The organism is Furfurilactobacillus milii (genome assembly GCF_009863985.1).
Classification (GTDB): domain Bacteria; phylum Bacillota; class Bacilli; order Lactobacillales; family Lactobacillaceae; genus Furfurilactobacillus; species Furfurilactobacillus milii_A.
In genome coordinates this window covers 1-11,666 of the sequence record NZ_WEZT01000010.1, presented here as the reverse complement: position 1 = coordinate 11,666, position 11,666 = coordinate 1, and the positions used below count along the sequence as shown (strand labels likewise).

The 11,666-nt window shown below is 38.5% G+C and carries 13 protein-coding genes and 5 pseudogenes; 5 read left to right on the top strand and 13 right to left on the bottom strand.

Features of this window, described 5'->3' with window-relative positions; all coding sequences use genetic code 11:
- Positions 1-65: 65 nt before the first annotated feature.
- Positions 66-841, top strand: a protein-coding gene (locus GB992_RS06415; protein ID WP_086989537.1) for an IS5-like element ISLpl3 family transposase whose coding sequence is annotated in 2 segments (ribosomal slippage) — positions 66-390 and positions 390-841 — 777 coding nt in all. Because the reading frame shifts where the segments join, the coding sequence is not laid out codon by codon here.
- An 18-nt stretch (positions 842-859) separates the two neighbouring features.
- Here the strand turns inward: GB992_RS06415 and GB992_RS06410 are convergent.
- The 4 genes and pseudogenes from GB992_RS06410 to mobQ (GB992_RS06395) all read right to left on the bottom strand — a co-directional run.
- Positions 860-1,053 (bottom strand): annotated as a pseudogene (locus GB992_RS06410) (hypothetical protein); the annotation flags it as partial.
- 3 nt (positions 1,054-1,056) lie between these two features.
- A complete protein-coding gene (locus GB992_RS06405; RefSeq protein WP_004466187.1) occupies positions 1,057-1,272 on the bottom strand; it encodes a hypothetical protein in 216 nt (71 codons plus the stop codon).
- A gap of 121 nt (positions 1,273-1,393) precedes the next feature.
- A pseudogene (locus GB992_RS06400) lies at positions 1,394-2,428 on the bottom strand (DNA topoisomerase); the annotation flags it as partial.
- A gap of 4 nt (positions 2,429-2,432) precedes the next feature.
- Positions 2,433-4,493 (bottom strand): MobQ family relaxase, encoded by a 2,061-nt coding sequence (gene mobQ / locus GB992_RS06395; RefSeq protein ID WP_161001710.1) that lies wholly within the window; start codon positions 4,491-4,493, stop codon positions 2,433-2,435.
- Between the two features lie 271 nt (positions 4,494-4,764).
- On the opposite strand from mobQ (GB992_RS06395), the gene GB992_RS06390 reads away from it, so the two are divergent.
- Together GB992_RS06390 and GB992_RS06385 are read left to right on the top strand one after the other, a co-directional pair.
- Positions 4,765-4,974: a hypothetical protein gene (locus GB992_RS06390; RefSeq protein ID WP_161001709.1), complete on the top strand. Its 210-nt coding sequence runs from the start codon at positions 4,765-4,767 to the stop codon at positions 4,972-4,974.
- Positions 4,975-4,996: 22 nt separating this feature from the next.
- On the top strand, positions 4,997-5,275 hold the full coding sequence (locus tag GB992_RS06385) for a hypothetical protein (protein WP_161001708.1): 279 nt from the start codon (positions 4,997-4,999) through the stop codon (positions 5,273-5,275).
- Here GB992_RS06385 and GB992_RS06380 read toward each other — a convergent pair.
- The 8 genes and pseudogenes from GB992_RS06380 to mobQ (GB992_RS06345) form a co-directional block, all read right to left on the bottom strand.
- Positions 5,265-5,489: pseudogene (locus tag GB992_RS06380) on the bottom strand (hypothetical protein); the annotation flags it as partial. The gene GB992_RS06385 and the pseudogene GB992_RS06380 overlap by 11 nt on opposite strands.
- Positions 5,485-5,682, bottom strand: a pseudogene (locus tag GB992_RS06375) (hypothetical protein); the annotation flags it as partial. The pseudogenes GB992_RS06380 and GB992_RS06375, both read right to left, overlap by 5 nt.
- 3 nt (positions 5,683-5,685) lie before the next feature.
- Positions 5,686-5,865, bottom strand: coding sequence for a hypothetical protein (locus tag GB992_RS06370; RefSeq protein ID WP_087841900.1), 180 nt, complete (start codon positions 5,863-5,865; stop codon positions 5,686-5,688).
- A gap of 380 nt (positions 5,866-6,245) precedes the next feature.
- The gene (locus GB992_RS06365) at positions 6,246-6,542 is read right to left on the bottom strand and encodes a DUF5839 family protein (RefSeq protein ID WP_161001706.1); all 297 of its coding nucleotides are present in this window, start codon (positions 6,540-6,542) and stop codon (positions 6,246-6,248) included.
- 128 nt (positions 6,543-6,670) lie between these two features.
- Positions 6,671-7,309: a hypothetical protein gene (locus GB992_RS06360; protein WP_186337569.1), complete on the bottom strand. Its 639-nt coding sequence runs from the start codon at positions 7,307-7,309 to the stop codon at positions 6,671-6,673.
- A gap of 31 nt (positions 7,310-7,340) precedes the next feature.
- Positions 7,341-8,039, bottom strand: coding sequence for a hypothetical protein (locus GB992_RS06355; protein WP_161001705.1), 699 nt, complete (start codon positions 8,037-8,039; stop codon positions 7,341-7,343).
- Between the two features lie 151 nt (positions 8,040-8,190).
- A complete protein-coding gene (locus tag GB992_RS06350) occupies positions 8,191-8,388 on the bottom strand; it encodes a hypothetical protein (protein WP_010010243.1) in 198 nt (65 codons plus the stop codon).
- A 225-nt stretch (positions 8,389-8,613) separates the two neighbouring features.
- Positions 8,614-10,674, bottom strand: coding sequence for a MobQ family relaxase (mobQ, locus tag GB992_RS06345; RefSeq protein WP_161001704.1), 2,061 nt, complete (start codon positions 10,672-10,674; stop codon positions 8,614-8,616).
- Positions 10,675-10,927: 253 nt separating this feature from the next.
- On the opposite strand from mobQ (GB992_RS06345), the gene GB992_RS06340 reads away from it, so the two are divergent.
- Both GB992_RS06340 and GB992_RS06335 read left to right on the top strand, forming a co-directional pair.
- Positions 10,928-11,155: a hypothetical protein gene (locus GB992_RS06340; RefSeq protein ID WP_161001716.1), complete on the top strand. Its 228-nt coding sequence runs from the start codon at positions 10,928-10,930 to the stop codon at positions 11,153-11,155.
- 21 nt (positions 11,156-11,176) lie between these two features.
- Positions 11,177-11,455 carry a hypothetical protein gene (locus GB992_RS06335; RefSeq protein ID WP_161001703.1) on the top strand — a complete coding sequence of 93 codons (279 nt, stop codon included), beginning with the start codon at positions 11,177-11,179 and terminating at the stop codon, positions 11,453-11,455.
- Here the strand turns inward: GB992_RS06335 and GB992_RS06330 are convergent.
- Positions 11,445-11,666: pseudogene (locus GB992_RS06330) on the bottom strand (hypothetical protein); the annotation flags it as partial. The gene GB992_RS06335 and the pseudogene GB992_RS06330 overlap by 11 nt on opposite strands.

Genomic DNA, 11,666 nt, shown 5'->3' with positions numbered 1-11,666 from the left:
CTAGGGACTGTCTGAAAACTAAAAATTCAGGTATAATCTGAGGAAAAACGAATCGAGGCATTCCGATGACAACACCTAAACGATACGAACTGGAAGATGCTCAGTGGGACCGAATCAAAGGATACTTCCCGCCATACCGGACTGGCCGTCCATCAAGCCTAGACAACCGTACCGCCCTCAACGCTATCCTCTGGCTCATGCGCAGCGGGGCTCCTTGGCGTGATCTACCTGAACGCTATGGCTCTTGGAAAACGGTGTATAGTCGCTTCCGAGCCTGGGTAAGTTCAGGCTTGTTCGAACAGGTTTTTCTCGAATTGATTGACGATCCCGACATGGAAAACTTGAGCTTAGATTCAACGATCGTTCGAGCGCATCAAAAGGCCACTGGGGCAAAAAAAACGCCGAATGTATGGTCGAAAATCAAGCTATTGGACTAAGTCGAGGTGGCCGAACGACCAAGATTCACGCACTCGTTGACGGATTAGGGAATCCCTTGGGTTTTCGCCTAACAGGTGGTCAAGTACATGATAGCCAAGTTGCCAGTGAGTTGCTGGAAGGCTTCGATATTTCTCAATCAAATATTATCGCGGATAAAGCCTATGGCACCGCGAAACTTCGCCAGTATATTGAAGATAAAGCAGGCGTCTATACCATTCCGCCAAAGGAAAATACCAAAGACAAGTGGACCTGTGATTACCACGTTTATTGTGAGCGCCATTTGATTGAGAACTTCTTCAATCAGTTGAAGAACTTTCGTAGGATTGCAACGCGTTATGATAAGCTCGCTCATGTTTATCTGGCTACGGTTTACATTGCCTCAATTTGCATCTTACTTAAGTAGTTTTCAGACGGACCCTATAAAACCGGCGACTTGAGTGGCTTGAGGATTTTGCGCATAAATTAAATCAATGTTTCTGGCGCTATAACGATGAAATTTAGCCAGGGTATTGAGATACTTTTTAAATTGGTCACTATCAGTTAATTTTAGGATTTGCTGTTAGCCTGGGCGACTAATTGTGCTTTCCAGGCTTTAACATCTGCTTTATTTGGCATAAGTTACCCCTCCTCATCTTCAAAAATATCATTCAATATAGGGGCTACGTTGATTTGAATCGGGGTCGTGCCATAAAGGGCGATGTAGCCATCAGCTAATTTTTGCCAAGCCACTTGATAATAGGCGCCGTTACCAGTGATTTCTTTTAAATACTTGTAGGTTCCTTTAGCCTGTAAAACTGGTAATTCACTCCCAATAACTGCTAATTTATTATCCATTTTATGATCTCCTTTGCTTTGCTAATCTCACCCGTTGTTTGGGTTTACTTTTAGGGTTGTAAAAGTGAACCTAAATGACGGGTTCACCAACCGGAACGTAGTGCAGGGCGGTAGGCAGGTTCTAATCAAAATCAAAACTTAATTTATGGCCGTCAAGCTTTAACTTGGCGTCAAACGACTTTCCTTTTTTGCTCTTGAACCCCTTTAGTTTGCTGGTTTCACCCTTGGTAACTAACGCTTTAATTGCGGTCTTCCCGAGCGTCTTGCTACTCCATTTCTTGGGTAGGGTAAAGTCCTCGCCTTGCTTGGGTTTCACAATGTAAAACTTTTGTTTATTTATGACAGTTGCTTGTGGTGTTTCTAAAAACACCTCGGCGGCCTTCTGCGCTTGCTGTTGATGATTAATTTGTTGCTTAATGGCTGCACTGCCGGTTAACTGTGTCGGAACATCAGCAATCAACTTCGCCACAAACTTCTTAATTTGGCTCAAAAAATTATCCGGGGTGCGTTCTTCGGTACTGATTTGCTGTAACGCTTGCTCCCATTTTGCTGTCATCTCTGGGCTAGTTAACAAGGGTTCGAGTTCAACCGCTTTACATAAAGTAATTCCGGCTTCACTGACGTGTAGCTTGTTCTTTTCAGTGACGAGATAGCCGCGTTTCTTTAAGACTTCCAGCACATTGGCCCGGGTTGCACTTGTCCCAATTCCTTGTACATCTTTAAGAATCGCCTGGGCTTCTTCATCATCAAGCGTTTTACCGGCCGTCTTCATGGCTGTGATTAATGTCCCTTCGGTAAACGGTACTGGTGGGGTCGTTTCTTTTTGCCTTGTTTTTGGACGTCCTTGATTAAACCTTCCTGCGAGCCTTTATGAACGTGTTTAGCTCGCATGAATGTCATTAGCCCTGTTTCGTCTTTAAATCGCTGATAGGGGTCTAATTTTGCGACGAATTTTTGCTGATTGGCTAAAGTTTCCGCATTTATTTCAAAATAGGGTTCCGGCTTAAAGTTTTTGATTGCCTGGTCCCTTTGATAGACCATATACAAGGTTGGCAGCTATAGGTAACTAATCGAGCACGCTCTACGTACCAAATTTTTATCAATATAAAATACATTATGGGCTACCATTCATCCCGATTAACCAGTCGCTAATTTTGTGATTACAAGTGCATGCCACCATCTTCATGCCGGTTTCGAGTTTGGTGTTGCCGTTGCTTTTTCGTCATTGCCCACTCGGTCTCTTTTAAGCCACGTAGTTGCTGCTTTCTTAGATAGTCCGTGTTCTTCGCATATAAAATGGTTATTAAGGCTTCGTCCAAAATATTCATCAAATAATTTTTCGGGCTAGTTGGGTGGTAATTAATGGCCTGATAGTCTTTAACTTGAGCCTGCCTATATTGATCAAACCGCATTGCCTGTTGTTTCAAACGGGTTTGTACAATTTCAATTTGTTTGTGGTCCAACTTAGGATCTTGCCCACATTCGCCGATAAACAGTTGCCGAGTGCCATCATGTTTTAAGACCCGTTGTAATCGGTGGTTCTGAATATCTTTTAATTCAATTTTACCTAACAGGTAATTCAAACCAGCTTGGTGTTGATGACTAGTAAAGACGACCGGTGGCTGCTGTTGCAATTGACTAAGATCATTGGCGCTTAATGGCTTTAATTCTGGGTCATAGTAAACCACAGCGGTATAGATTTGCTCCTTGTCAATTGTCTCTAGCTTATCAAGGTCACTATCCGGAAAAGCAGTCGTTAGAATGCTGTTGTATTGGGTTTGCACCACGGCTTTAACTTCTCGCATGACCCGTAAATTTTTCACCGCTTTAGAAATGAATTCGAGTTCGTTAGGTTGATAAGCGGCTAGCATGCCCCGATCAGTATGCTTCAAATCGTCTAACTGGTGACCATGTTTGGCTAGTACCGTGGTTAATTGCTTCTCAATTGTTTGGGCCTGCTGATTAACTAACTGCCAGCTGGTATATGGCCGCTTGGTAAACGTCAATAATTGCTGGGTTAATAAGTCACTTCGAATATCCGCTAACCGTTCTGCTAATTCGCTACCCTTAAAAATCGTTTGTTCACTATTAGTTTCTTTAATCAGTTCCCGTCGTTCAGCTGCGGTTGTCTGTTCAAAATTAAGTTCCGGATAAAGCTTTTTCGTTGCTCGTTCCACCACTTTATTTAACAACTGGTTAGCTTGTGCTAGTGATGTCGTTTGCTGGTCAATAGTCAGCAGTTGCTTGGTTACATCTTCACCAATGGCATGTTTGATTAATAAGCTGTTTTTCCAATTAAACAGCATGCGCTGTTTATCATCTAAATGTTCTAAATCGACATAGGTTTTCAACTGTTGACTTAGATGACTAATTGTGTGTTTTTCAGAGAATGATAGCTCGTCAGTTAACGCGTCAAAGTGTTCATGATTTCTTATCTTTTCGTCAAGATTATGATATTTAGCTTGAGCGTTTCTTTGCGCTCTAACTTGTTGATTAAATGCTTTTCGATTTTTTCTTTGGCTGTTAATGCCTTCGTGTTGGGTAGGTGTCTCTTGAATCCCTTGATCGACAAACGATTTTTCACTAATCCGATCCGGAATATTTTTTTGTGCTAAAGACTGATTAACACTTATTGCCCAATTATGCCGCCACTCATTAATTTTTTCCTTTTTATCCCAATCAACCAACCAAATTTTTCTTTGTTTTGGAAACCCGCTTTTGGTTAAAAGTTGCTTGCCATTTTCATCTTTAATGTACTGCGTCTTTGCTTTTAATCCCCAACTACCATCGGGGTTAAATGGGCGATTGGTTAACATCACATGGGCATGCGGATTGTCCGGGTGATCGCGATGAATTGCTACGTCTGCTACCATACCTTGATCGACAAAATTTTCTTGCACATATTTTGTCAGTAATTCTTTCTGTTCGGATTCACTTAATTCTATCGGTAAAGCCACGTTAAATTCTTTTGCATACCGTGAGTTTGATTTACGATCTTTCTTTTCAACTTTATTCCATAACTGCTCTCGATCACTGGCCCATTCTGGTGCATTTTGGGGGGTTAAAATAAAGCTTTCTGGAATTACAGATCGGGCATAGAAATATCGGCGACCTTCTTTATCATCAAATAATTCTTCACCACTTCTATAAGCGGCACTGGCAATCGCACTTCGTCCTTTACCAGCACTAATATTACTAAAACTCATGTGGAATATTGCCATGTCAGTCACCGTCTTCCTTTGATTCTATGGGTTTTGACTTTGTTGTCGCCATCGGCGACTTCTAATACAGGTTTTTTGGGGGTTAGAACAACATAGAATAAATTCTATGTGTAAGTGCGCATTGACTTCGTTTTGCTCGGTCTTCTGATTCTCTTAACTTTAACTTAGTGTATGCCTTCCGCTTCGCTAGTTCAACTTTTATACTTTGACTTAACGTTTCCCTTATGATATAGTGTCGGTGATTATTTCTAATATGGTTGGAGGGGTCGTTATGTCTCAAAGTAGCTTAGAGAAACAAGAAGCTAAATTAAAAGCCCTTAATCAAAAAATTAAGAACGAAAAAAATAAGATTGAACAACGGCTAGGTAAACAAGTCATCAGTCAAGCAAATTTAGATTACGCTAATTTGTCTAACGATCAGATTAAGCTTTTAGCCAAGCAATTTTCTGAATTTTTAAAGGTAAAGTCCGTAGATCATTAGCCATACGAGATGGGGAAATTCCATGTCTAATCAATATGAAAAACTAGTTGAGCAGCAAGCGCGTTTAAAACAAAAAATTGAGCGGGAAGATTTTAAATTACGGCAATCTAAATACTATGAAAATCGGCAAGCACGCAAAGCCCGTTCTCGCCGATTAATTCAAAAAGGGGCTTTATTAGAAAAGTACTTTCAAGCTAATAACCTCTCGGTCGAACAAACCGAAGAACTTTTAAAAACATTTGCTAACTATGTTAACGCCCATAAACCGGATAAATTAAAAAACGATCAACCTAATAACTAGGCCGATCGTTTTTATTTTTAGGATTGTTTTTTGGCTTAACTTCTGGATTGTGTTTAGCAAAGTCTTTTAACTGTTTTTGAATTCTTTGTGTAAGCTCTGCTTTACTTTCTTGGTGCTTCCTTTTACTTGATCGCTGTTGAATTATCTTTTGACCCTTACCTCTTCTTTTTGATTTTAGGTCAAGCGTAAAATCTGAAATTTTATTTTGATCTAAAACCGGCGACTTGAGTGGCTTGAGGATTTTGCGCATAAATTAAATCAATGTTTCTGGCGCTATAACGATGAAATTTAGCCAGGGTATTGAGATACTGTTTAAATCGGTCACTATCGGTTAATTTTAGGATTTGCTGTTCAGCCTGGGCGACTAATTGTGCTTTCCAGGCTTTAACGTCGGCTTTACTCGGCATTGTCTACCCCTCCTCATCTTCAAAAGTATCATTCAATGTCGGCAATGATCTTATTTGAATCGGGGTCGTGCCATAAAGGGCAACGTAGCCATCGGCTAATTTTTGCCAAGCCACTTGATAATAAGCCCCATTTTCAGTAATTTCTTTTAAATACTTATGGTAGATCGTAAAATCAATCCGAATGAAGCTTGAACAAAAACTATTTTTTAAGTTGCTCAAGCTTATTAGACCTTCACTCTTATTACATGTATAGGATCCACTATTCATTAGAGAATAGTCCATCAACATAACTGGCACATATAAATCAACTGTTAACCAGTCAATTTTTTTGGCGACTACTACCATCATTCTATCAATTTATTTAAATTCTTATATCCATCAGCAAGTATCAGCATTCTAGATCTAATTGAATAATAGCTAAGTTAAACTTACATACTGGGCGCAAAACATGTATTCATAACTGCCACCATGGCTATTTCAAGTATGTTTTACATTAGCACTTCTTGTTAGCAAAAATGGTCCATAACAATGTTACTGATTCCACATTGTTATGGGCCGTTAAGTTATTTCATCAGGTCATCAAACGTTTGATTAACCGTCTCTTGATCACGATAGTTCGTAAATGCTTTAACTGGTTGTAAGTCACTTAAATCATTGGCAACTTCCTTTGTCGCATAAATCATAACTGGGGTACGCTTCGCAAACTGGGTTTGGACTAACGCCACATTACCAACCACCGGGGTGCCCTTCGTCTTTTCGGTAATCCGCCACTTATACAACTTTTTCGTATTCAAAACATGTTTTGCCCGCTCATCAGGATCATGCACAATATGATAGGCCATTAACACATTATCAGCCATGTTGATTCCTCCTAAGAAAAAAGAAAGTTGGTGGAATTATTGGAATGTAAGGATTACATTGTTCCATTTTTTGGCCATCGGTCATTCCTTAATATCTTTAGTATACGTGCTGAACCTCAGACTAGCAATTATTTGAACCAAGCCACCAATCGATCAAACCAAGTTTGGTGATGACCAATTTGGGCCATCTTAACTACTTTAGTAACCGTTGGCTTAGGTGCTGGAGTCGTTGGTTTGGCCGGAGTTACCGGCTTGTCGGTATGATACTTAACCGTGCTGGTCTTGTCCTTACCGTTAGAGGCTTGGTTATTCCAATTATAGGTCTGACCTTGCTTGGTCAACTCACGATCAGCTTTGTCGCTTGGCAAACTCGCAACAAAGCGTGTTTTAGTTTGCTTACCAGCATACTCAGCGATTTTATCAGCTTTTGGCGTCACGGTTAGCTGACCGTTCTCAAATTTGACTGTGAAATCAGCGGTCACATCTTTAGTGTAAGTCAATGTCGCTAGTTTTTCCTTAGTCCTTGTTTTAGCATCAATCTTGCTAGTTGATCCCGACTGATCATCAGCTTTAGCTGACGAACTAGCACTCGTTGCGCTTGATGATTGGTCAGTCTTAGTTGCTGAACTGGCACTCATCGCACCTGCTGACTCGTCATCGGCCTTAGATGATGAATTGGTATCGCTTGTTGCGGTATCAGCTAGATAAACTTTCACCGCTTTCAAATCAACTTTCGCATCTTTTGGTAGTTGATCGGTATCGGTCATATATTGGGTTTCATCTAAATTGTTATACTGGTTAAAATGTTGAAAGAACGGTTTTGGCATTGATAATATTAGCATTGGCCACTTTGTCAGCTAACTTACCATCTTGTGTTTCAACCTTTTTCACAATCAAGTCCGGATCCTTTTCTGAATGATATGCCACACCATTTGATGGTTTATCGCCCTTAGTTACCTTATTTGACCAGGTATAATCGTTATCTTTCTTAGTTAACTCACTATCGGTCTTATCCTTTGGCAAACTAGCCGCAAACCGGACCTTCGTTTGCTGGCTCTTAAACTCATTTTCCTTACCCGCTTTCGGCGTCACGGTTAACTTACCGTCCTTATAAGCAATCGTAACATCGCTGGTCACGTCTTTCGTATAGCTCAGCCCCGTGAGCTTATCAGCCGTCATGCTAAAGGCGTCGGCCTTGCCATCGCTCATCATCACCTTGATCTTACTGGTATCAACCTGCACATTTTTCGGCAATTGATCAGTATCCGTTAAATCGTCAGTATGTGAGTTGTTATCGTACTGATTGAAAATATCAAAGTAAACGTCCTTACCCGTCAAGATATTAACGTTGTCACTCGTTGTTGCGAGCTTGCCTTGGGCATCTTCCACGCGCTTGGCCACTAATGATGGTGAAAGCTTCTCAACTGAGTTACTTGGCGTGTTTGAATCCGTGGTCACATCGTTGATCTTCGTACTGAATTGACTCTTAATGGTCACATTGTCGGCATTGACGGTTGAGACTAACTTAGCTTCTGGTACCGATCCTAGTATTGGCCTTGGTAGTTTTTGCTTGATTAATGGTGAGTTCTTTTTGAACCTTATCAGTCAGCACATAACTCTTGAGTTATGACCTGTTTGAGTTCAAATATTATATCCGACTTTCGTAAAAGCCGTCATATACTTCCGCTTTAATAACATCTATATCTGTACCGCCATTATCAACGTATTTTAGAATGTTATACAAAGAATTATGCAAATATTCAGCTTCAATTACTAATTCTTTTTTACTCATATCACTGTATTCACCTAAATTATGTTCATCATAGTACTCATCAAATATACTCAATTAGATCCCACCTTTTTAAATATTTTAAATAAACGTATTACATCAATAATTTAGACGTCGTCATTAACTATTTGGTTGATAATTACCTAATCTATTAACTGGAAGCGTGCTTATAATGCGTTTCTCAAACATCAAAACATAAAAAAGCACCTATTTCTAGGCTTTTTCACGAAAATGGTTACGGTGTAACTATATATTTTTACATTTTTGAATTCGCCTACTACTTTATCTGTGAATCGTACCACCACGACGTCCATGTTTATGATGTTGACGTTTCTTTTTATCTAACTCGTATTCCAATTCCTCCTGTGCTTTCCTTTGTTTGTTCAGCTCATAATCTTGGGTATTTGAATAAAGCACGCTCATTAAGGCATCTGATAATAATGTACTCATATACTTTATTGGAGTATTTTCATTATAATTAACGGCTCTGTACCCTTCTATATTCTCTTTTCGGAAATCATCACTCCTTAAATTATGTTGTTTTACTGCCTGCTTAGCCTGTTCAATTTGCTTAGCAGAAATATTTTTATCTTGTCCTGCCTCACCAATAAACAACTGTTGTGTGCCTCTATTGTTCAACACACGTAACAAATTAGCGTTTTTAATCCCATCTGGTTTAACCTGTCCGCTTAAATAAGCAAGTCCTTGTACATGCTCTTGCGTTGTAAATTTTTCTGGTGGCTTGTTTTTTAGACGGGTTATATCCTGTTTCTCCAGTGGTTGAAGCTCAGGATTGTAATAAATAACTGCCGTATATAATCGCTCTTTTTCAGTCATTTTTACTTTGTTTAAGTCTATATCAGGAAAAGACTTAGTTAGAACGCTGTTGTATTGTGTATCAACCACTTTTTTAACTTCATTAATTGCTGAAAGTTCTTTAATGCTTCGCTTTAATACGTTTTGTTCATTTTCTTCAAAGCCGTTTAGTAAAGCACCTTTTGTTAGCTTAATATCTTTAAAGCGGTAGCCTTTTTTAGCCAAAATATCGCTAGTATTTTCCTTGACTCGCTGTTCTTGCTTTTCAAGCATTAACCAACTAACGAATGGACGCTTAGTAAATGTTAGAATTTGTTGATTTATAATATTAGTTCTTATCATTGCCAAGCGATCTTTTAACTCGTTTCCTGTAAATACCTTTTGTTCACTATCTGTTTCTTTAATTAGTTCACGTTTTTCTGCCATTGTTACCCGTTCAAAATCAATATCAGGGTAAAGTTTTCTAACTGTTCGATTAACTACTTTATCTAGCAACTGATTAGCTTCTGCTAATGAATTTTCTTGTTGATTAATAGTTATTATTTGCTTTGTCATATCCTGTCCAATTGCTTGCTTAATCATAGTGCTATTTTTCCAATTAAATAGCATACGTTGTTTTTCGTCTAAATTTTCTAGGCTAACAAATGTTTTTAATTCTTTACTTAGTTGAGAAACCATACGTTTCTCATCAAACGAATAATGACGTTGTAGGGTTTGTATACGACGTTCATTATGAATTTTATCATTCACATTTTTTACTTCTGATTTTGCTTGACGTTGTAGCTTAACACTACGGTTAAATTCTTGGCGATTTTCTCTCTGTGAATTAACCCCTTCATGTTGCGTTGCCACTTCATCAATTCCTTGTTCTTCATATGATTTTTCACTAATACAGTCTAGTAAATTTTTAGCCTCTAAAACTTTATTAACAGCGGTAGCCCAATTGTGACGCCATTCAGTTATTTTTTCTTTTTTATCCCAATCAACTAACCACACCTTTCTTGATCTTGGGAAACGACTATTTCCTGTATAAGTCTTGTTCCCATTTTCGTCTAAGATGTTTTCTCGTTTACTTTTCAATCCCCACGTTCCGTCTGGGTTAAATGGACGGTTAGTTAACATCACATGAGCGTGTGGATTATCTGGGTGATCTCTATGAATTGCCACATCAGCAACCATACCTGAATTAACAAAATTTTCTTGTACATATTTTGTTAGTAAATCTTTTTGATCTTGTTCTGATAATTCAATCGGTAAAGCAACATTAAATTCTTTAGCATAACGTGAATTTGCTTTACGGTCTTTCTTCTCAACTTCATTCCATAATTTTTGCCTATCTTTTGCCCAATCAGGGGCATTTTTTGGTGTTAAAATAAATGCTTCTGGTTTAACATCTCTTGCGTAAGAATAGGTCTTACCCTCTTTATCAGAAAACAACTTATCGCCACTGCGATAACTCGCACTAGCAACCGCACTACGAATTTTTCCTGCGCTTATATTTTGAAAACTCATATGAAAAATTGCCATGCTGTTGTCTCCTTTCTTTTAGGGTTTTGTTTTTGGTTTTTGTTGTCGCCATAGGCGACTTCTGATACAGTTTTTTAGGATTTTAGCACAACACAACTTCATGTTGTGTATAAGTGCGCATTAACCTCGTTTCACTCGGTCTGCTGATTCTACTAAATTTACTTTTAGTGTATGCATTCCGCTTCGCTATTTCAACTTTTATCCTTTGACTTAACATTTTCTGTATGATATAGTGTCGGTGATTATTTATAATATAATTGGAGGGATCGTTATGTCTCAAAGTAACTTAGAAAAACAAGAAGCTAAATTAAAAGCCCTTAATCAAAACATTAAGGACGAAAAAAATAAGATTGAACAACGGCTAGGTAAAAAAATCATCAGTCAAGCCAATTTAGATTATGCTAATTTATCTAATGACAATATCAAGTCCTTATCCAAAAAAGTATCCGAGTTTTTAAAGGAAAAGTCCGTAGATCATTAGTCATAGGAGATGGGGAATTCCATGCCTAATCAATATGAAAAACTAATTGAAAAACAAGCGCGTTTAAAACAAAAAATTGAGCGGGAAGATTTTAAATTACGGCAATCTAAATACTATGAAAATCGGCAAGCACGCAAAGCCCGTTCTCGCCGATTAATTCAAAAAGGAGCTTTATCAGAAAAGTACTTTCAAGCTAATAACCTCTCGGTCGAACAAACCGAAGAACTTTTAAAAACATTTGCTGACTATGTTAAAGCCCATAAACCGGATAAATTAAAAAACGATCAACCTAACAACTAGGCCGATCGTTTGTATTTTCAGGATTGTTTTTTGGCTTAATTTCTGGATTGTGTTTAGCAAAGTCTTTTAACTGTTTTTGAATTCTTTTTGTAAGCTCTGCTTTACTTTCTTTGTGCTTCCTTTTACTTGATCGCTGTTGAATTATCTTTTGACCCTTACCTCTTCTTTTTGATTTTAGGTCAAGCGTAAAATCTGAAATTTTATTTTGATC